Raw genomic sequence first — 21,178 nt, 5'->3', positions numbered from 1 at the left:
TCATCTTTGTTGATGCCGCGTTAGCGGCATGGATGTTTTAATTCTGACTCCTGACTCCTGAATTCTGACTCTTTAAGAATTGGAGGGAAGAGTCTTGAAGGAATTGCTTTCCGGCAATGCCGCCATCGCCAGGGGCGCTTATGAATACGGCGTTACCCTTGCCGCCGGTTATCCCGGCACCCCCAGCACCGAAATCCTGGAGAACCTCTCCCGTTACGATGAGGTTTACAGTGAATGGGCCCCCAACGAAAAGGTGGCCCTGGAAGTGGGCATCGGCGCCGCCATGGCCGGAGCCAGGTCACTGGTTACCATGAAACACGTTGGCGTTAACGTAGCTGCCGACCCACTGTTCACAGCGGCCTACACCGGCGTAAACGGAGGGCTGGTGCTGGTGTCGGCGGACGATCCCGGTATGCACAGCTCCCAGAACGAACAGGACAACCGCTATTATGCCAGGTTTGCCAAAATAGCCATGTTGGAGCCTGCTGACAGCCAGGAGGCCAAGGACATGGTGGGGCTGGCTTTGGAAATCAGCGAAAAATTTGATATTCCGGTCATGCTGCGCACAACCACCCGGGTGGCCCACTCCCAGAGCATGGTTGAACTGGGCGAACCGGGAGCCAGGGAAATCAAACAGTATGCCAGGGATGTCAAAAAGAACCTGATGGTGCCCGCTTTCGGACGCTTGCGCAGGGTCAGCCTGGCGGAAAGACTGGCCAAACTAACCGCATACAGTGAAAGTGCCCCTGTAAACTTTATCGTCAGGGGCAGTAACAAAATTGGCATTATTACCAGCGGCATCAGCTACCAGTTTGTCCGGGAAGTGCTGCCGGACGCCTCGGTGCTGAAACTGGGCCTGACCAATCCGCTGCCGGCGGAACTGATCAAACAATTTGCCTCCGGTGTTGAGACTTTGTATGTGGTTGAAGAACTTGAGCCCTTCCTGGAAGAACAAATTCGCATGCTGGGCATTAAGGCTACCGGCAAAGAACTCTTCCCCGATACCGGTGAATTCAGCCAGGGTTTGGTAAGGCGCAAATTTATCGAAGCAGGCGTATTGCCCGCGCAGCCGGCGGCGGAAAACCCGGTTGAGGGGCTGCCCGCCGCTTCCCCCCGTCCGCCGGTATTGTGTCCCGGCTGCCCGCATCGCGGCGTATTCTACACCTTGCGCCAACTTAAGCTGACCGTAACCGGCGATATCGGCTGCTATACCCTGGGCGGTCTCCCCCCCCTGGAAGGCATCGACAGCTGCGTATGCATGGGCGCCAGTATTGGCATGTCTCACGGCATCGACAGGGCTATCCCCGGCCTTAAGGGTAAAACCGTGGCAGTGATCGGAGATTCCACCTTTTTGCATTCCGGGATTACAGGACTTTTAAACACAGTTTACAATGGCAGCGATACTACGGTGATTATTTTGGATAACCGCACCACTGCTATGACCGGCCACCAGGACCACCCCGCCACCGGGCGTACCCTTAAAGGCCGGGAAGCTCCACAGGTGGACCTGACCATGCTCTGCAAGTCCCTGGGTGTGCCAAGGGTGGAAGTGGTTGACCCTCTGGATATGTCTAAATTAAAAGAAGTCGTTCAAGCCGAAGTGGCCGCTTCCGGCCCGTCGGTTATTATCGCCAGGCGGCCCTGTGCGCTGCTGAAGCGGGAGACCAAGCCCGCCGTTACAGTGGACCGGGAAAAATGCAACGGCTGTAAAACCTGCCTGAGACTGAGCTGCCCGGCCATTTCAGTTACCGACAAAAAGTCTGCGGTGGACCCCAACCTGTGCGTCGGGTGCAACCTGTGCGTCCAGGTATGCAAAACCGGGGCGATGAAAGGTGGGAATGCCGATGCTTAAACCGGTTGATATATTTATGGTTGGAGTTGGCGGACAGGGAACCATCCTGGCCAGCAAGGTGCTGGCTGCGGCAGCCCGTGCCGTCGGCTATGATGTTAAAATGTCTGAAATTCATGGTATGGCCCAGCGGGGCGGCAGTGTGGTCACCCAGGTCCGCCTGGGGGAAAAAGTCCATTCACCGTTGATTTCGGAGGGTGAAGCTGATGTAATCCTGGCCTTTGAGCAGCTGGAAGCGTTGCGCTGGCTTTCCTACCTGAAGCCGGGCGGAATAGTAATTATCAACAACCAGAAGATTTACCCCGTGCCGGTTCTGGCAGGGGCGGCGGAATATCCCGCCGATATCATCGAACAAATCAAAGGCAAAGTAAATGACGTTTTGGTTTTGGATGCGCTGCAGCAGGCTATTCAGTGCGGAAACGCCAAAGCAGCCAATGTGGTCCTGCTGGGAGCAATGGCCAGGGAATTGCCGATTAAAGAAGAAATCTGGAGGGAAGCCCTGGCTGCCACAGTCCCGCCCAAATTTCTGGAAATTAACAACGCCGCCTTCACCGCCGGGTATAACTCGCGGTCCTAAAATTAACTAAAACTGCCTTAGGGCAGTTTTTCTTTTTATTATTTTTTCATGACTAAAAAGGGATATAATATGTAGGTGCGGAAGTTAAAACCATTTAGGGTCGTCCGCCCTTACATCTTTTTATCCTTTGTTGGTGCCGCGTAGCGGCATGGATTCCTGAATTCTGAATACCTATAATAACCAATACTTTATAAGTACTCAGAAGCCGGGAGTCAGAATGAGAGAACGGTTTATCATCTTTATTCTGACTACTGACTCCTGAACACTAAGATAAGATACTGGGAGGACCGTTATCATGATCGGCGTAGTAGACAAAATGCGCAATAGTTTAAGACAAGCACTGGCCGGTGCTGCTGCGGCTGCTGTCGAGGCAGGCCAACTGCCACCGGTGGAATTGCCGGAATACGTGGTCGAGGTGCCCCGGGAGAGGGATCACGGAGATTTTGCCAGCAATCTGGCCATGCTGCTGCCCAAGCAGGCCCGGATGTCACCGCGAAAAATTGCTGAAATCCTGTTGGAAAACCTGCCCCGCTCGGTGCAGTGGCTGGAGCGGACAGAAGTGGCCGGCCCCGGATTTATTAATTTTCACCTGGACCCGCGCTGGGTGCTGGAGGCGCTGCCGGAGGCGGTGGCCAGGCAGTCTGCTTATGGCCGGGTGGAGGCGGGAAAAGGCCGCAAGGTGCAGGTTGAGTTTGTCAGCGCCAACCCCACCGGCCTGCTGCACATGGGCAACGCCAGGGGCGCGGCCCTGGGCGACAGCATCGCTTCCATTCTGGATACTGCCGGATGGCAGGTTACCAGAGAATATTATATTAATGATGCCGGCAACCAGATTGAGAATTTCGCCCTTACCCTGGAAGCCCGTTTCTTCCAATTGCTGGGCAGGGAAGCCGAAGTCCCGGAAAGCGGTTACCACGGGCAGGATATCATTGACACGGTGCGACGTTTTATTGAAGAACACGGTGACGGTTTGCTCGACGCAGATTGTGCCAAAAGACTGGATACCCTGGTCGAATATGCTCTTAAAGAAAAAATCAGTGCCATTAAAAAAGGCCTGGCCGATTTTGGGGTGCATTACGATGTCTGGTTTTCCGAACAATCATTGCACAGCAGCGGCAAGGTGGAAGAAGCGGTAAACCGCCTCAGGGAGAGAGGCCATATTTATGAAAAAGACGGCGCCCTGTGGTTTAAGGCCAGCGCCTTTGGCGTGGAAAAAGATGAGGTGCTGGTCCGGAAGAACGGGATTCCCACTTATTTTGCCGCCGACATAGCCTATCACATGAATAAATTTGAACGAGGGTTCGACTGGGTGATCAATATCTGGGGCGCGGACCATCACGGCCATGTGCCCAGAATGAAGGGGGCCATGGAGGCGCTGGGCTATAACCCGGAGGCCCTGCACGTAATTCTGATGCAATTGGTCAGACTGTTCAGCGGCGGAGAGATTGTGCGCATGTCCAAGCGCACCGGTCAGTTCGTAACCCTGGAAGAACTGGTGGATGAGGTTGGCTTGGACGCGGCGCGGTACTTTTTTATTATGCGCAGCGCGGACAGTCACCTGGATTTCGATCTGGACCTGGCCAGATCCCAGTCCAATGACAACCCGGTTTATTATGTTCAATACGCCCATGCACGTATATGCAGCATTTTCAGGCAGCTGGCGGAACAGGGCAGGAGTATTCCCCCGGCCGACGGGGTGGACCTGAAGCTGCTGCAAGAGGAAGCCGAACTGGCGCTGGCCCGGCGGCTGGCGGATTATCCGGAAGAGGTGGCCATGGCGGCGCGGCAGCTGGCCCCACACCGTATTGCCCGGTACGTTCACGAAATGGCGGGGCTGTTGCACAGCTTTTATAACGTGCACAGGGTGATAACCGATGATGTTGATTTGAGCAATGCCCGCCTGCTGTTGGTGGAAGCCACCCGGGTGGTGTTGAAGAACGGACTGGGGCTGCTGGGTGTAAGCGCACCCGAGAAAATGTAAGGAGAGGTTTCATGCGTGAAATAATTGTAACCACCCTGGCCGGATTTTTAATCGGCGCAGTATTTGCCAAGTTCAAACTCCCGATCCCAGCCCCCCCCACTTTGGCCGGTGTCATGGGCATTGTCGGGCTGTTTCTGGGCTATGTTGCAGTTAACAAATATTTTGGATAGACCACCATAATGTAACCGCCAAAAAGCGGCCTGTTCCATGATCAAATCGACCAACTGTTGTTGACAAGCCGTTAGGTCGTGATAGAATATTTAAGGTGATTATAGAACAAGACAACAGGAGGAGCACCATGGCCAAATTTATTTTTGTTACCGGGGGGGTTGTATCCTCTTTGGGTAAAGGGATAACAGCAGCTTCCCTGGGCCGGTTGCTAAAAAGCCGTGGACTTAAAGTAGCCGTTCAAAAACTTGATCCCTATATTAATATAGATCCCGGCACCATGAGCCCATACCAGCACGGAGAGGTTTTTGTCACCGAGGATGGCGCCGAAACAGACCTTGATTTAGGTCATTATGAACGGTTTATAGACGTTGACCTGGGCCGAAGCAGCAATGTTACCACCGGTACCGTGTACTGGTCGGTCCTCAACAAGGAACGCCGGGGAGACTACCTTGGGGCCACCGTACAGGTGATTCCCCATATTACCAATGAGATTAAGGACCGGGTACTCCGGATCGCCCGGGAACTGGAACCGGATGTGGTTCTCTGCGAGATCGGCGGCACCGTGGGTGATATAGAGTCCCTGCCGTTCCTGGAAGCTATTCGTCAGTTAAAAAGTGACCTCGGCCGGGATAATGTCATGTACATACACGTGACCCTGGTCCCCTACCTCAGGGTGGCCAATGAGCTTAAAACCAAGCCCACCCAGCACAGCGTTAAAGAGCTGCGCAGCATTGGCATTCAGCCCGACGTGCTGGTATGTCGTACAGAAAAACCCCTTTCCAGGGAAATGGTTGAAAAACTGGCCCTATTTTGTGATACCGACCGTGACGCCGTGGTCCAGGCGGTGGATGCCTCCCACATTTATGAAGTGCCGTTGATGATGGAACAAGAGGGCCTGGGCGATCTGGCTGTGCGAAGGCTGGGCCTTAAATGTTTAACTGCGCCTGACCTTTCCGAATGGCGGGTTATGGTGGATAATATGAAAAATCTGTACCGCCGCACAACCATAGCGCTGGTGGGAAAATACGTGGCCCTTCACGATGCCTATATCAGCGTGGCCGAGGCTTTACGCCATGCAGGCCTTTTCCACGGCGCCGGGGTGGAAATCCGCTGGATCAATTCCGAGGAGTTGGAAAACCGGCCCGTGGAAGAGCTGCTCTCCAATGTTGATGGCATAGTAGTGCCGGGCGGTTTCGGCGACAGGGGCATTGAGGGCAAAATAAACGCTATCAAGTTTGCCCGTGAGAGAAAAATTCCCCTGCTGGGATTATGTCTGGGCATGCAGCTGGCTGTTGTAGAATACGCCAGGAACGTGCTTGGCTGGACTTCCGCCAACAGCACCGAATTTAACGCCAACACCGTCTATCCGGTGATAGATTTGCTCCCTGAACAAAAAGAATTGGACAAGATGGGCGGTACCATGCGTTTAGGCAGGTATCCCTGCAGTTTGGTACCGGGTACATTGGCCCGGCAAGCCTACGGTGAGGAAATTATTTACGAGAGGCACCGCCACAGGTATGAGTTTAACAATAAATACAGAGACGCGCTGGTTGAGGCCGGTCTTATAGTGAGCGGCACTCTCCCCGACCGCTATCTGGTGGAAATAATTGAACTTAAGGATCACCCGTGGTTTGTAGCAACCCAGTTCCACCCTGAATTCAAATCCCGTCCATATAAACCACACCCGTTATTCAGGGACTTTATCGGCGCTACGATAAAATAATATAAGATTACAAAAATTTTTAGCAGCTTTGGTCAGACCAAGGCTTTTTCTTTAACTAATTCTCCATAAAAAAATTCCCTTAAAGGTTGTGAATAGCTTGAAGCGAAAAGTTATCGCCGGGACAATAATAGGACTTGTGCTTATTTCTTTAGTCGTTGCTGCCCTTTATCAAGGCGGCGGGACAAGTACATACGGTAAAAATACCGCCGGGGGCGCCGTGGGAGTGATCCGCGTCAACGGCACTATCGCCGGAGGGGTGGATGCCGCGGGGCTTTTTGAATCTGCAGTGGGGTCGGAAACAATAATGGAACAACTGCGCAGGGCTGCCGCCGATCCGGCCATTAAAGTGGTCCTGTTGAGACTTAACACCCCCGGTGGCACCACGGGCGCCTCGCAGGAAATTGCGCTGGAAGTGGACAGGCTGCGCCAGTCAGGCAAAAAGGTTGTAGCATCAATGGGAGACGTCGCTGCTTCGGGGGGATACTGGATAGCTTCCCGGTGCGATAAAATAGTGGCCAACCCGGGCACTATCACCGGCAGCATCGGTGTGATTATGACCACCAACGACCTGCAGGGGCTATATCAGAAGCTGGGCGTGGAAAATAGGGTATTTAAAAGCGGCAAGCATAAAGATATGGGCTCGCCAAATCGTGATATCACCGGTGAAGAGCAAGATATATTTCAAGGCATGGTTGACGAAATGTATGAACAGTTCATCGCCACTGTATCTGAAGGACGGCACATGGACCCTGACGAAGTCAGGAAATTGGCGGACGGGCGGGTTTTCACCGGTAAGCAGGCGCTGGATAATGGTTTGATTGATGTGCTGGGCAACTATTACGACGCCATTGGTCTGGCAGCTGAGCTGGCTGGAATCAAGGGTACGCCCGAGGTAATTGAGCTGGCCCCCCAGCGTACCTGGTGGGAAACCCTGGCCAGAGTCAAACTTGGCTTGCCTCCGCTGCAATCTGGCGCCTGGTTCTTATACGACCCCGGCGCACCGGGAGAGAATTAAAGGAGGTATACCATGGAAAACCAGGACGGGACTTACGGCACTGAGCGGGAAGAACAAATTAAACATGTATATCCAGAACAAGAAAGGGATATTATCCTAAATAATGATGAATTAAGTCAAAATAAAATAGCGAATCAAGGTAGTGAATTTAACTTAAACAGCGAGCCGGAGTCCAAAAATGAACCTGTGCAAGCTGGAATTCTGGATATAATCTACGGAACGCTGTTTGACCCTGCCCGGACCTTTGCCGGTTTTGCCCGTAATCCCCGGATTGGTGCCGCCGTTTTAATAGTTATCTCTATAAACCTATTGGAAGCATTAATGGGTTATTATACTACGCCTCGTTTTATGCAAAGCCTGCGCGTACCGGGAATGCTGGAACATGATTATATAAAATTAACTTCGATGTTGTTCGCTATGGGCGGGTTTGTATTTAGTCTGGGCAAATGGTTTTTTATGTCGGGGCTGCTGAACCTGCTGTCGGAATTATTCGGCGGCAAGGGCAATGCCCGGAATGTTTTTGCCGTTTACGGTATTGCCGGATTGCCTGTTGTATTTATGCTGCCGGTTCAGGTGATGCTGATGATTTTCCCCGAGGGTTTTCTCCAGACACTGGCAGCAGCCTTGTTTGGGACCGCGATATTTATATGGAGCACTGTGCTGCTTGTCATTGGACTGCGTGAGGTACACCAATTTAGCACCGGTAAAGCGGCCCTGGTTGTTATCATTCCGGGAGGTGTGCTTATTGTTCTGGCAATAGTGTTCATGGTAATTATTGGAGCAACAATGGCCAACCCACCGGTTGGACGGTTTATCTAGTGTTTTAAAGCCCTTAGTTTTTGTTTCAGGACTTTTGTGTCGCTGCACTAGTTGCAAAAAAATAGAAATGTTTAGTAATTTAGTGCAGGGATTTTATTTCCCCCGTCGAAGTGAATTTCAACAGGTTTGATGGGGGGGTGGAAAGGTGACACAAAACACCGAAACATTATTAGTGGTAGATGACCAATCCGGTGTTCGAAGGTTAATCTGTGAGGCTTTATTAGATGATGGCCATCTGGTGGAACAGGCACCGAACGGTTTGGAAGCACTAAAAAAACTGGCCCAAAAAAAATATCAACTTATTTTATTGGATATAAAAATGCCAGGAATGAACGGCTTGGAAACATTGACGGAAATTAGGAAAATTGATCCCGGCATTCCGGTGATTATGATGACAGCCTACGGTGAACTGGACATTCTGGAAAAGATAAACGGAAAAGGTGTTGATCACATCAGTAAGCCTTTCGACCTGAATGAGTTGCGTTCACTGGTTAAAGCTATTATTTCCAGGGGGGTAGCCTCCCAAACAGGTATTAAGACAGGGTAGACGATTATGTCGTAAAAAAGGATTTGCAGTGGTTTGTGTCGAATGAAATTATTTGCACAAGCATTATCTGCAGGGGGAAAATAATGATTATTCAAACCGAAACTCTACTGGGAATGCGCTGCCCGGAATGTGGAAAACTTGATTACTACAATCTTTCCCGCTTTGAGTTTAGCGGCCAAAATAGAATGGAAATTAAGTGCACATGTGGTTATACCAAACTAATTATTACCACCAGGAACAGAAAGGAATATCTGTTTCAGGTGTCATGTGTGGTTTGCGAAAATAGACATGCTCACACCATTAGCTCAGGCAGGCTTTGGTCCGAAGCGGTGAATTATTTGTTTTGTCATGAAACCGGATTGGAGCTTGGTTATCTGGGGCCCGAAGAAGAAGTAAGGGTGCTGGCTGCTGCACAAGAAGAGAGTATGGAAGCGCTCGTTGAAGAATTTGAAAATGAGGACGAATACTTTCATAATGCTCAGATAATGTATGAAGTGCTAAACTGTTTGCATGACATAGCCGAACAGGGGGCTGTTTACTGCCAGTGCGGCAACCACGATGTTGAGGTGGATATTTTCCCAGACCGTCTTGAACTGCACTGCAAAGGCTGTGATAGTGTAAACATCATCTACGCGGAAACCGAAGATGATCTAAATGTAATTCGGAAAGTAGATACAATTGAGTTGACACGTAACGGGTTTAACTGCCTGGACAGTCTGGCTAACTCGGGTAAGCCGGGTAAAAAGAACAAGCGCAGGAGAAAATAAAGAGGTTATCTGATAAGCACCCCCCCAGGGGGTGTATACTAGTTTTAGGAGACAGGAGTCGGAATTCAGAATAATTTTGGGTATAATTTAATAGGAAAAAATATAATTTCACTATAAAAAGTCTAAATTTCGGCAATGTTGACTATATATAGCTATCGTTGAGCTTTTAATGGGTTGTATATTGAAGTTAATTTATAGAATAGAGTTTTTGCAGCAAAATCAAAGCGTAATTAAATCCTACTGACTTCTCTGGCTACTGAATTCTTCTAAAATGCTTGAATAATAACGAAAAAGTAACGAAAATTAAATTTGGATGTGAGGAGGATATTGATTCATGGGTTTGGTTCCAGTTAGTGATTTGCTTAAAGCGGCAGAAGCGGGTGGTTACGCCGTAGGTGCATTTAACTGCAATAACATGGAAATAGTCCAGGCCATTGCTCAGGCGGCGGAGGCGGAAAAAGCGCCGGTGATTATGCAGGCCAGCCAGGGTGCCATCAAGTATGCGGGTATAGAATATATAACGGCAATGGCTAACACGGCAGCAGCTATGGTTAGCGTGCCGGTGGCGCTGCACCTTGACCACGGGACAAGTTTCGAACAGGTAATGCGCTGCATTCGTTCCGGTTTTTCTTCGGTGATGATTGACGGCTCCAAACATCCCCTGGATGAAAACATCGCCCTGACCAGGCAGGTTATTGCGGCCGCCCGCCCGGTGGGAGTATCCGTAGAGGCTGAATTAGGTAAAATCGGCGGTACTGAAGATGATATATCAGTTAGTAATGCTGACGCATTTTTTACCGATCCTGAAGAAGCCCGCCGCTTCGTGCAGGAAACAGCGGTTGATTCCCTGGCCATAGCCATCGGCACCGCCCACGGACGCTATAAAGGTGTGCCAAAGCTGGATTTTGCCCGGTTGGAAAAAATAAGGTCACTGGTGCAGATCCCTATTGTTCTGCATGGTTCCTCCGGTGTGCCCGGTGAGGCTATCCAGGAGGCTATCCGCCTGGGTGTGCGCAAAGTCAATATTGATACCAATATCCGCGAAGCTTTTGTTGACCGGTGCAGAGAAGTAATCGCCGCTAATCCGGATGAAATTGATCCCCGTAAGATTTTAGGCCCGGCCCGGGAGGCGGCGGTAGAATTAATCAGGGAAAAAATAAGACTATTCGGCAGTTCCGGCAAAGCAAGTGCTTGAATTCACTCGACATTTTCCAGAACTTGTAATATAATTATTGGGGTTAACTGCTCAGGAGCCAGAAGCCAGAATATTTTTGGGGTACAATATAAATGGAATGCTTAAATTCCTACTGAATTCTGACTACTGACTACTGACTACTGAAATTGGGGGGTGTTACCCATTAAGCTGTTCATCGATACTGCCAACGTGGAAGAAATTAAGGCCGCCAGTGAACTAGGTGTGATCAGCGGAGTTACCACCAACCCCTCCCTGATAGCCCGGGAGGGCAGAGATTTTGTTGACGTGGTACGGGAAATCACGGCAATTGTTGACGGCCCGATCAGTGCAGAAGCGGTAAGTATCCAGGCCGGGCCAATGATAACCGAAGCCGAGGAGCTTGCTGCCATTCATCCGAATATTGTCGTAAAAATACCGATGAATGCGGAAGGTCTTAAAGCTGTAAGTGTGTTATCTAAAAAAGGAATTAAAACCAATGTAACTCTGGTATTTTCTGCGAACCAGGCTCTGCTGGCGGCGCTTGCCGGGGCTACGTACGTAAGCCCGTTTGTGGGCCGCCTGGATGATATCGGCCAGGACGGCATGGTTTTAATTGATGAAATTGTTCAGATTTTTGACCTTTACGGCCTGGAAACTGAAATTATTTCCGCCAGTATCAGACATCCCATGCATGTGACAAGGTCTGCGCTGGCCGGTGCCGATATCGCTACCGTACCGTATAAAGTACTGCTGCAGATGATCAAGCATCCGCTTACGGACCTGGGAATTGATAAATTCCTGGCTGATTGGGAAAAAGTACCTAAAAGACAAGGAGGATAAATCATTGAGCATCAAGGGGCGCCTCAAAAAATATTACACCAGGGTCATGGACATACCGGATGCGCCCGTAAAAGTTGCCCGGGGTGCGGCAATCGGTCTTGCCATAGATTTTATGCCCGTTCCGATTATCGGGATTCCCATCGCCTATGTAATAGCGCGGGTAGTAGGCGGCAACGGCCTGGCCGCAGCCCTGACAGCGACATTTTTTAAGTGGACCGTACCATTTTTGTATATGCTTAACATAGCCACCGGAAGTTTGGTAATGGGCATTGAAGAGTATGACCACGCTATGCCGGTAATGAAATCAGCCACTTTAACACCGGCAGATTGGATTAACTACCTGTCTCAATTTGGTTATCCATTTATGGTTGGCGCAGTAATTAATTCGATTCTGGCCTGGCTGTTGCTTTATTACGGAGTTCGTAAATTAATGATGACCAGGCAAAAACGAAAAGGCATAATAGCTAAGTAATTGGGGCGTTGTATTATAATGATAATTATTTTTGCTGAGGGGGGATGCCGTTGAACAACGCTGAGTTAGAAAGCAAGACACTGGCCGAGTTATATGCCATGGCCAAAGATCTTGAGCTCACAGGTTATTCCCGGCTGCGCAAGAAGGAACTGGCAGCCGAAATAATCAGAGCCCAAATGGAAAAAAGCGGATTGCAGATTTCCAGCGGCGTACTGGAAATACTACCGGACGGCTACGGTTTTTTAAGGCCGTCACATTTTCTGCCGAGCTATGATGATATTTATGTATCATCTTCGCAAATCAGGCGGTTTGATTTACGAACAGGAGACCTGGTAGGCGGGCAGGTCAGAGGCCCCAAGGATAACGAGCGGTATTCCGCGCTGCTCCGCGTGGAGCAGGTAAACGGAGCAAACCCCGAGGAAGCTTCCAAAAGGTTGCACTTTGCAGGATATACCCCCCTATTTCCCCAAGAGCGGATTGTTCTGGAAACAGAAAAGGACAAACTCTCCACCCGGATAATTGATCTTATATCTCCCATAGGTAAAGGACAGAGGGGATTAATTGTTTCCCCGCCCAAGGCGGGCAAAACTGTGCTGCTTAAAGCCATAGCCAACAGCGTAACGGCAAACCATCCGGAAATAAACCTGATTGTATTGCTTATAGATGAACGTCCTGAAGAAGTCACCGACATGGAACGGTCGGTGCATGGTGACGTCATTAGTTCTACGTTTGATGAGCCGCCGGAAAACCATGTGCGGGTGGCCGATTTGGTGTTGGAACGGGCCAAGCGTTTGGTGGAACACGGGCGTGACGTAGTGATTCTTTTAGACAGCATCACCCGTCTGGCTAGGGCGCACAATTTAATTGTACCCCCCAGCGGGCGGACCCTCAGCGGTGGTGTGGACCCATCTTCTTTGCACAGGCCCAAGCGGTTCTTTGGTGCGGCCCGTAATCTGGAGGAGGGAGGTTCCCTTACCATTTTGGCTACGGCGCTAGTGGAAACCGGCAGCCGGATGGATGATGTTATCTTTGAAGAATTCAAGGGGACCGGTAATATGGAACTGATTCTGGACCGCAGGCTGGCGGAAAGGAGAATTTTCCCCGCTATTGATGTGCTGCGTTCAGGAACCAGGCGGGAGGACTTACTGCTGACCAGGGACGAGCTTGAATTGAACTGGTACTTTAGAAGAGCCACTTCGGGGCTGTCCCCTGCCGAGGCACTTGATTACATGACCGAACGCCTGAAAAAAACCAAGTCTAATGGGGATATGCTAAGGGCTTTCCGAAATGCGCGCAAGAACAGCAATGGCAACCAGGCTGCGTTAGACCTGCCATAACAGATTATCATAAAAGGTTATATAGATAGCAAAAGACGGGTTATACCCGTCTTTTGCTATCTATATAACCTTTCCTCTTTAGTATAAAAATAGCAAAAACCGGTAATAATTTAATAAAGAAGACTTGGTTCGGGTGGGGTTTTTGACCCATAAGCAGAGGTGTGTCCCCTGACCGCTAAACCTTAGTCGCACTTATTTCGAGCTTACAGCCTGTTAATCCCCAACCTAAGAGGGCGGGGTTTTACAGGCTGTGCGAAGATAAAATATGTCTTTGGATAAAACTTCTAGGAGAGACAAAAATGTTTAAAGATTTAAAAACAAAGTTATTTACAATGTTTGTGACAACGTTAACCAAAATTAATAAGATCAGGTTTACTGCTAAAGTAATGATTAGCGGTTTGACTGTAATTATGGCTGTCGCTATGGTTATGTCGCCGCAAGCGGCACAGGCCCGGCTTGACGAATTGCTGCGGTCTGATGCCCCATATCTGGCGGCGCCGGTGGAAGAACAACCACAACAAACAGCAGTCGGGACAGCCGCGCCCAGGGTTTATATAGTGCGTGAAGGCGATACCATGGGAGAAATCGCCTGCAAAAATAACGTGGATATGAGTAAACTTGTGTCAATGAATAACCTTAAAGACAGCGATCATATTATCAAAGGACAGGTGTTAATGCTGCCAGGGACTTCTTTCCCTTACCAGGTAAAAAAAGGCGAAAGTCTTAGTCTGATTGCTTCCCGTTTTGGCGTTGGAGAAAGAGAACTGACAGCAATGAATGGATTGCGCAATCCCGACAGGGTTATGGCGGGACAGGTTTTAACCATTCCGGCAGGCCAGGGAGGCGGGGAGACCGTAGTATCCCGGTCCCTGCCGCTTAATCAGCTGGAATGGCCGGTGGTTGGCTGGATAAGCTCACCTTATGGGATGAGAGACGGCGCCATGCATGAGGGACTTGACATTGCTGCTGATAACGGACAAATTGTAAGAGCTGTCAAGGCCGGTACGGTGGTCTTTTCCGGACCCAGGGGGACTTATGGCAACACTGTGATTATCGACCACGGCAACGGCTTGCGCACCCTGTATGCCCATAACTCCAAGCTGTTGGTAAACTCCGGGCAGAAGGTGCTGGCCAGCCAGCCCATCGCCAGGATTGGCAGCACCGGCCGTTCCACCGGACCCCATTTGCACCTGGAGGTACTGCTAAACGGCGTTCCCTTCGACCCCCTCCTCTGCCTCAAACGCACCTATGCCTAACAGGGGGGCAATTATAAAGGCTTAATATCATAATAAATAAAAAACAGGGGTATATATCCCTGTTTTTTATTTATTTGCGCTATCCAAACACTAACATCCGACTTCTAACTTCTAATGAAGGCCATGGTAATGGTAAAATATACTCATGCTACTCAGAAATGTTCTGAATTCTGAATACCTAACAGTAATGCTTGGCAAAGGAGCTTGTATGTATAAGTTATTATATGCTGACGAAAAGGGTAGGATGTTTGATCATGATTTAGCTGCAGTGGGCCGAACGGGAAACAGGTTGGTGGAAATTATCGATGAAGACATGATTGAATTGCCGGAAGGAGCCTCATTAATGCTCTTACCGGACAGCGCGCCGGTTGGGATGAATAACCAGGGCGAATTTAAGCTGCTGGAGTTTACGCCGGGCGACAGAAGTAAGGCCAGGGCAGTAGGGGCATTGTTGCCTCAGGGATATACTCGTACTCTCCTGCCGGGTTACCGGCGTAAGGCAGACCGGCCACTGCCGCTTTATGGCTATACCGCCGTGGCCTTTCGGGATGACAAAGTATTTGTGGCTGCAATGCCAACTGACGATCCTGACCGTTGGGATCCCAAACACTATAACTCAAAAGATTTGCCCGGTTTGGTCCAAAGGAGGCTAAACCAAAACCCGGAGAACCGGGTGCTGGCACAACTGGCCCGGTGCGCGTTAGATTACGGTTGCTTTACCGCCCAAAATATTTTTTATACCCGTTGGGAAGGCGGGTTGCCTATGTCTCCTGTTTGCAACGCCCGCTGCCTGGGGTGTATCTCCCTGCAACCGGCGGAATGCTGCCCCTCACCACAGTCTCGGCTGACCTTTCGCCCCACAGTGGAAGAAGCAACCCAAATAGCGCTGCACCATTTGTACAACGCTCCGGATGCCATCATCAGCTTCGGACAGGGCTGCGAAGGTGAACCTGCCCTGGCAGCAGATGATATCGCACGCGTTGTTGGTAAAGTTCGACAGAAAATCAATAGCGGCACCATCAATATAAACAGCAACGCCGGCTATACCCGGGGGATTGAACAAATCTGCAACGCCGGGTTGAATTCCATCCGGGTAAGTCTGATTAGTGCTCGGGATGAAGTATATAACGCTTATTACCGCCCGCGGGACTACAGTCTGGCCGATGTAGCCAGATCAATCAGGATAGCCCGGTCCATGGGTGTTTATGTTTCTTTAAATCTATTAGTTCTGCCAGGTTTGAACGATACTGTGGAGGAAACTAATGCCATCGTGAAATTTATTGAAAGTAACGATATCAATAAGGTGCAATTAAGAAACCTTAACATCGATCCAGATTTATTGGGGTGCGTAGTTCCTACCCAAGGTGAAATAATAGGAATACCTCAATTTGTCGGAAGGCTGCGTTCTATTACCAGTCTTGAAATTGGGAATTATTCAAGGCCTGTAATGTAAGAATGTGTTTTCATACTTATAAGTACAATATTTCTTGCCTGAATAAGGTCGTTATGCTATAATTGTTAAGTGTCCGTATCAGGGAAAACACGGTTTAACCGGCTGTTTTGCCAATATATATCTTGATCGGAAAGAGGTGAACTCTTTTGAAGGAGAAAATTCATCCTAAGTACCATGAAACTAAAGTAACCTGTGTTTGTGGTGAAACATTTACCACCGGGTCTACCCAAAAAGAGATCAAAGTTGAGATTTGTTCTAAATGCCATCCGTTTTACACCGGTTCCCAGCGAACTGTAGAAACAGGCGGCCGGGCGGAAAAATTCCGCAAAAAATACGGCTTAAAATAAGCTGTTTTAAGCAGGGCGGATGCTCTGCTTTTTTGTTAAGGAAGTGATAATAAATGCGTCCTGAATTTAATTACGGGGGTCAGGCCGTTATTGAAGGTGTAATGATGCGCGGTCCGGAATCCCTTGCCGTAGCCGTTCGCCGGCCGGACAGTACCATCGTTATTGACCATAAGCCTGTTTCATCAATAACTTCGCGGATCAAACCGCTTAAATGGCCTATGCTTCGAGGTGTTGTAGTGCTTTTTGAATCATTGATAGTAGGGCTGCAGGCGTTGTCCTTTTCAGCCAACCAGGCCATGGAAGGCGAAGAAGAGGAACTAACAACGCGTGATATCGCCATCACCATGGCCCTGGCTTTTGGTTTGGCTATTTTGCTTTTTGTGGTGGTACCCACCGGGGCGGCCCACCTGCTCAATCGCTGGGTGCAAGGCAGTATTCTGCAAAACCTGGTGGAAGGCCTGATCAGGATTACGGTATTTCTGGCTTATGTAATTGCCATTGCCCAGATGAATGATATAAAACGGGTTTTTCGTTATCATGGCGCCGAGCACAAAACCATCAACGCTTACGAAGCAGGTGAAGAATTAACTGCCGGGAATGTGCAGCGCTATGCTACCTACCATCCCCGCTGCGGCACCAGTTTCTTAATCATCGTGCTGGTGGTTAGTATTATTGTTTTTGCCATGCTGGGGGAACAGGTATTATGGTGGCGTATTTTGTCCCGCATTTTGCTGTTACCGGTAGTGGCGGGGATATCGTATGAGCTGTTAAAAGCTTCAGCCCGGTATCAAAACAACTTGATTTTCTGCATACTGGCCGCACCCGGCAAGTGGGTACAACAATTGACCACAGGGGAACCCGACGATAATATGGTTGAGGTGGCCATAGCCGCCTTAAAGGCTGTGCTCAAGGAAGATAGGGGTGAGGTCAGTGTTCGATAAACTTGACAGTTTGGAAAAAAAATATGAAGAATTGGGCGAACTTATTGCTGATCCTGCTGTTATAGGGGATCAGGCACGCTGGCAGCAATATGTTAAAGCACATTCCGAACTCAGCGAAGTAGCTGCTGTTTACCATGAATATAAACAGGCATCTGCCGAACTGGATGATATTATGCAGATGCTTCAGGATAAGCTGGACACCGAGATGCGGGAACTGGCCGAGCTGGAACAAGTTGAATTAGAGGAAAAGAAAGAGACCCTGGAACAAAAATTAAAAATTCTGTTGCTCCCCAAGGACCCTAACGATGAAAAGAATGTAATCATGGAAATTCGCGCCGGAACCGGCGGAGAAGAGGCTGCGCTGTTTGCCGCCGACCTGTTCCGCATGTATACCCGGTTTGCTGAACTCAAGGGCTGGCGTACCGAGATTATCGATGCCCACCATACGGACTTGAACGGAATTAAAGAAATTACGTTTGTCATCGAAGGTAAGGGCGCCTACAGCCAGTTGAAATTCGAAAGCGGTGTGCACCGGGTGCAGCGGGTGCCCACCACTGAATCAGGCGGTCGCATTCATACCTCCGCCGCAACGGTGGCCGTGCTGCCGGAAGCAGAGGAAGTGGATGTGGAGATTAACCCGAACGAGCTGCGGATTGATGTGTTTTGCTCTACCGGGCCCGGTGGCCAGTCGGTCAACACAACCCAGTCCGCGGTGCGAATAACCCATATACCATCAGGTATAGTAGTCTCCTGCCAGGACGAAAAATCCCAGCATAAAAACAAAGACAAAGCTATGCGGGTACTGCGGGCCAGGATGCTTGACAAGGCACAGCAGGACCAGCAGCAGCAGCTCGCCAGCACCAGGAAATCCCAGGTGGGATCGGGTGACCGCAGCGAACGAATACGCACCTATAATTTTCCGCAGAACCGTGTTACCGACCACCGTATTGGGCTGACCCTGCATCGCCTGCAGGATGTGCTAATGGGTAATGTACAGGAAATAGTAGACGCACTGGTGACAACCGACCAGGCGGAGCAGCTGCAGCAGGTGGATTAAAAGGATGAAGAGTGTAACCATTGGTGAAGCGCTGATTCGCGCTACAAATTATTTAAAAAAAACCATTAATGAAAACGGTGCGGCGGCACCCAGAATTGATGCCGAGGTTCTGCTGGCTCACGTGCTTGGCCGGGACCGGGTTTACCTGTACCGGGAGACAAACCGGGAGTTATCTTTAGCTGAAGCCGGGCTTTACAGGGACCTGGTTGAACGGCGCGCGGGGGGAGAACCGGTGGCTTACCTTACCGGCAGCAAGGAATTTATGGGGCTTGACTTTTTAGTCGGGCCCCATGTTTTAATTCCCCGGCCGGAAACAGAATTAATGGTGGAATACGCTCTGGCCGTTCTGGCCGGTTGGCCGGCAGGGAATCGCCTGGCGGTGGATGTGGGAACCGGCAGCGGGGCCATAGCTGTCAGCCTGGGCTGTTTGGCGCCGGGTACGGCTGTTTACGCCATCGACTTATCGCCCGATGCCCTGAAAATAGCCCAAAAAAATGCCGTGCGGCACGACGTGCAAGTTAAGTTTTATTTAGGTGATCTGCTTAGTCCGCTCTCAGGGGTGCTTCTGCCTGGCTCAGTCGCCCTAATTGCCGCTAATTTGCCATATATACCCGGTAAAGAAATTAGCGGGCTGCCCCGGGATGTTCGGGATTACGAACCATTACCGGCATTGGACGGGGGGGGTGACGGATTGGACCATTATCGCCGCCTGGTGCCCCAGTCCGAAGTGCTGTTGGCTGTCAATGGGTATCTATTAATGGAAATAACGCCCGGACAGGAAGAAGCAGCCGTGGCGCTGGTACCTGCGCCACGTTGGGATTCCAGGATACTGGCCGACCTGGCAGGCCGTCCCCGGCTTGTTGTGGCCCGTTTAGCTCAAGCTGCCGGATCTACGGGCGGTGGAAACTTAATATAGAAGGTGCTACCCTGGGAAGGACCGCTGGTTACATCGATCATGGCATTGTGATCATTAACAATTTTATTGGTTATGGCCAGTCCAAGTCCTGTTCCTTCGTCCCGGGTAGTGAAGAATGGATCAAAAATTCTGGCCAAAACTGACTCGTCCATCCCCGGGCCGCTGTCATGTACTGAAAGCAGTATAGTGCCATTATTCCCCATGGATGTGGCAACCCGCACTTGTCCCCCCGGACCTACGGCCTGGAAGGCGTTGGTAACCAGGTTGATGATGACTTGTTTTAGCATATCCTTATTGCCCATAATTGGGTTTACTGCTTGATCAAGTGACAGTTCCAGTTTAATCTCTTTCAGTATCGCCTCGTTTTTCAGCAATTCCCAAATTGATAAAACAACATCGTTTAAATTAACCTGGTATAGCTTTATCTTTTCCGGTTTGGCCAGCTTTAAAAATTCGGTAATAATAGCATTAATGCGGTCAACTTCAGTTAACATAACCTCAAAATAGCTTTCAAATTTACTTATTTTGGCATCTTTTTTCTCAAGTAAAAGCTGGAGAAAGCCTCTAATTGAGGTAAGGGGGTTTCTGATCTCGTGCGCCGTCCCGGCAGCCAGCTCCCCTATGGCTGAAAGCATCGCCGACCTATGGATTTTTCTTTCCATTTCTTTTTGATCCGTAATATCATTAATAATGCAAGCGCTGCCGATTATTTTATCGCCGCTGTGCAGGTCGGCCCAGTTAAAAAGCAATGTTTTACCTTCCAGCTGTGCTTCATATCCGGATTTTTTCAGCGATAACGGGTCCGCTGTTTCCCCCGTAGCATATGTTAACAAAGCTGTCATGTTTTTGTTGATAGCAACCGCTTTAGGCTGGTTAAGCAATACTTCGGCTTCCCGGTTAATTTCAATTATTTTGCCTGTGGCGTCAGCCAGTATTAGGCCCGATTTTAAGAAATCAATAAAAAAATTAGTTCTTATTTTCTCTTCTTCCAGCTTTTTAGACAGAGATATGTCGTTGATGCATAATACTAAACCTTTCTTTTCTCCAAAGTCGGCATTGGCCGGATAAGCCGCGCACTGTACCGGGATCATATTGCCATGGCTGTCACAGGCTTGTCCGAATACCGGAATTCCCTCAATGGCGTGTCCGGAATTGCCTTCCAGGTAGTCTTTCATAAATGGCAGGTGTTTGCCGATCACTTCTTCCGAACTCAAACTGTGATATTTTTTAATCCCGAAAAGATCCCTGAAACACTGGTTTTCTTCAATTAACTGATGCGAGCCGTCCAGGTAAAGGGTGGCTATGTCCAGTTGATTCAGGATGTCCCGGTGATTTCTTTCGCTTTCCAATAACTGGTGTAGTAGGTTTTTTATGTAATCAAATGCCTGGCCGATAAACCAGGAGGTGGTGGCCAGCACCGCCAGAGCCAGGATATGATTGGTTATAAGTTCCGGAGTAAACCCGCTTCCGGTATTGCTGACAAAAGCCATAGCCGCGGCAACGACCAGGGAAGTGGCCAAGCCGTAAATGGTGCCGCAAATGATTGAATTTAGAACCACCGGCACAATAATTAAAACACCGAGATTGCCTGCAGCAAATATTCCGGTAACAATGGGTATATAAAGAATACAGATTGCTGCGGCGTAGGCAATTTTATATAAAATCAAATATTTGGTGTCTTGAAAAAAGGTTTTGGTGATAATAACATGCTGGGCTGGAATCAAAGCCAGGATAATAATCAAGCAGGTGATCCATAAAAGAATATAATCATTGCTTAGATATATATGCTTTGATTTGAGCCATTCCAAAAAGCAGGTAACGAATAGGACAGAATAAGTCAGGTGGGCGAATAAATAGCATTCTTTTAAACGGGACAAACCCGTTTCCAGTTTTATCAATGCGACAGCCTCCTAATTGTCAGGTCAAAGGCACGGTT

20 protein-coding genes are annotated in these 21,178 nt (G+C 49.5%); 19 read left to right on the top strand and 1 reads right to left on the bottom strand.

The features are described from left to right. Nucleotides 1-94 precede the first annotated feature (94 nt). The 19 genes from iorA (at nucleotide 95) to prmC (ending at nucleotide 19,242) form a co-directional block, all read left to right on the top strand. Nucleotides 95-1,852 carry an indolepyruvate ferredoxin oxidoreductase subunit alpha gene (gene iorA / locus BM056_RS14585; protein WP_092472169.1) on the top strand — a complete coding sequence of 586 codons (1,758 nt, stop codon included), beginning with the start codon at nucleotides 95-97 and terminating at the stop codon, nucleotides 1,850-1,852. After that, the gene (locus tag BM056_RS14580; protein WP_092472168.1) at nucleotides 1,845-2,426 is read left to right on the top strand and encodes an indolepyruvate oxidoreductase subunit beta; all 582 of its coding nucleotides are present in this window, start codon (nucleotides 1,845-1,847) and stop codon (nucleotides 2,424-2,426) included. Before iorA ends, BM056_RS14580 begins: the two co-directional genes overlap by 8 nt. Before the next feature lie 295 nt (nucleotides 2,427-2,721). After that, a complete protein-coding gene (gene argS / locus BM056_RS14575) occupies nucleotides 2,722-4,407 on the top strand; it encodes an arginine--tRNA ligase (protein WP_092472167.1) in 1,686 nt (561 codons plus the stop codon). Nucleotides 4,408-4,418: 11 nt separating this feature from the next. Beyond that, complete coding sequence (locus BM056_RS14570) at nucleotides 4,419-4,577, top strand: XapX domain-containing protein (RefSeq protein ID WP_092472166.1); 159 nt, start codon at nucleotides 4,419-4,421, stop codon at nucleotides 4,575-4,577. Nucleotides 4,578-4,705: 128 nt separating this feature from the next. After that, nucleotides 4,706-6,301 carry a CTP synthase gene (gene pyrG, locus BM056_RS14565; RefSeq protein WP_092472165.1) on the top strand — a complete coding sequence of 532 codons (1,596 nt, stop codon included), beginning with the start codon at nucleotides 4,706-4,708 and terminating at the stop codon, nucleotides 6,299-6,301. 97 nt (nucleotides 6,302-6,398) lie between these two features. Beyond that, complete coding sequence (gene sppA, locus BM056_RS14560) at nucleotides 6,399-7,316, top strand: signal peptide peptidase SppA (RefSeq protein ID WP_092472164.1); 918 nt, start codon at nucleotides 6,399-6,401, stop codon at nucleotides 7,314-7,316. Nucleotides 7,317-7,328: 12 nt separating this feature from the next. After that, nucleotides 7,329-8,135, top strand: a complete 807-nt coding sequence (locus BM056_RS14555) for a Yip1 family protein (RefSeq protein WP_092472163.1) — start codon at nucleotides 7,329-7,331, stop codon at nucleotides 8,133-8,135. Nucleotides 8,136-8,280: 145 nt separating this feature from the next. After that, entirely contained in the window at nucleotides 8,281-8,682 is a 402-nt protein-coding gene (locus BM056_RS14550; protein WP_092472162.1) for a response regulator, read from the top strand. A gap of 83 nt (nucleotides 8,683-8,765) precedes the next feature. Next, entirely contained in the window at nucleotides 8,766-9,449 is a 684-nt protein-coding gene (locus BM056_RS14545; RefSeq protein WP_092472161.1) for a hypothetical protein, read from the top strand. A 334-nt stretch (nucleotides 9,450-9,783) separates the two neighbouring features. Next, a complete protein-coding gene (locus BM056_RS14540) occupies nucleotides 9,784-10,644 on the top strand; it encodes a class II fructose-1,6-bisphosphate aldolase (protein WP_092472160.1) in 861 nt (286 codons plus the stop codon). Between the two features lie 162 nt (nucleotides 10,645-10,806). Then, the gene (gene fsa / locus BM056_RS14535) at nucleotides 10,807-11,463 is read left to right on the top strand and encodes a fructose-6-phosphate aldolase (protein WP_092472304.1); all 657 of its coding nucleotides are present in this window, start codon (nucleotides 10,807-10,809) and stop codon (nucleotides 11,461-11,463) included. A 4-nt stretch (nucleotides 11,464-11,467) separates the two neighbouring features. Continuing rightward, on the top strand, nucleotides 11,468-11,935 hold the full coding sequence (locus BM056_RS14530) for a DUF2062 domain-containing protein (RefSeq protein WP_092472159.1): 468 nt from the start codon (nucleotides 11,468-11,470) through the stop codon (nucleotides 11,933-11,935). A gap of 50 nt (nucleotides 11,936-11,985) precedes the next feature. Continuing rightward, nucleotides 11,986-13,272 carry a transcription termination factor Rho gene (gene rho, locus BM056_RS14525; protein WP_174549963.1) on the top strand — a complete coding sequence of 429 codons (1,287 nt, stop codon included), beginning with the start codon at nucleotides 11,986-11,988 and terminating at the stop codon, nucleotides 13,270-13,272. Between the two features lie 299 nt (nucleotides 13,273-13,571). Next, nucleotides 13,572-14,528 carry a peptidoglycan DD-metalloendopeptidase family protein gene (locus tag BM056_RS14520; RefSeq protein WP_092472157.1) on the top strand — a complete coding sequence of 319 codons (957 nt, stop codon included), beginning with the start codon at nucleotides 13,572-13,574 and terminating at the stop codon, nucleotides 14,526-14,528. A 208-nt stretch (nucleotides 14,529-14,736) separates the two neighbouring features. Continuing rightward, nucleotides 14,737-15,981: a radical SAM family protein gene (locus BM056_RS14515; RefSeq protein WP_092472156.1), complete on the top strand. Its 1,245-nt coding sequence runs from the start codon at nucleotides 14,737-14,739 to the stop codon at nucleotides 15,979-15,981. Nucleotides 15,982-16,127: 146 nt separating this feature from the next. Further along, nucleotides 16,128-16,328 (top strand): 50S ribosomal protein L31, encoded by a 201-nt coding sequence (gene rpmE, locus BM056_RS14510; RefSeq protein ID WP_092472155.1) that lies wholly within the window; start codon nucleotides 16,128-16,130, stop codon nucleotides 16,326-16,328. A 53-nt stretch (nucleotides 16,329-16,381) separates the two neighbouring features. Beyond that, complete coding sequence (locus BM056_RS14505) at nucleotides 16,382-17,269, top strand: DUF1385 domain-containing protein (protein WP_092472154.1); 888 nt, start codon at nucleotides 16,382-16,384, stop codon at nucleotides 17,267-17,269. Beyond that, a complete protein-coding gene (gene prfA, locus BM056_RS14500) occupies nucleotides 17,259-18,326 on the top strand; it encodes a peptide chain release factor 1 (protein WP_092472153.1) in 1,068 nt (355 codons plus the stop codon). The genes BM056_RS14505 and prfA overlap by 11 nt, the downstream gene beginning before the upstream one ends. Before the next feature lie 4 nt (nucleotides 18,327-18,330). Next, on the top strand, nucleotides 18,331-19,242 hold the full coding sequence (gene prmC / locus BM056_RS14495) for a peptide chain release factor N(5)-glutamine methyltransferase (protein WP_092472152.1): 912 nt from the start codon (nucleotides 18,331-18,333) through the stop codon (nucleotides 19,240-19,242). On the opposite strand, the gene BM056_RS14490 is transcribed toward prmC, so the two are convergent. Beyond that, a complete protein-coding gene (locus tag BM056_RS14490; protein WP_092472151.1) occupies nucleotides 19,203-21,140 on the bottom strand; it encodes an ATP-binding protein in 1,938 nt (645 codons plus the stop codon). The genes prmC and BM056_RS14490 overlap by 40 nt on opposite strands. Nucleotides 21,141-21,178: the final 38 nt, after the last annotated feature.

This window comes from Desulfotruncus arcticus DSM 17038 (assembly GCF_900113335.1).
In the GTDB taxonomy this organism is placed as follows: domain Bacteria; phylum Bacillota; class Desulfotomaculia; order Desulfotomaculales; family Desulfallaceae; genus Desulfotruncus; species Desulfotruncus arcticus.
Note: the sequence above shows the minus strand (reverse complement) of the source record. Positions and strands in the feature narration are given on the sequence as shown.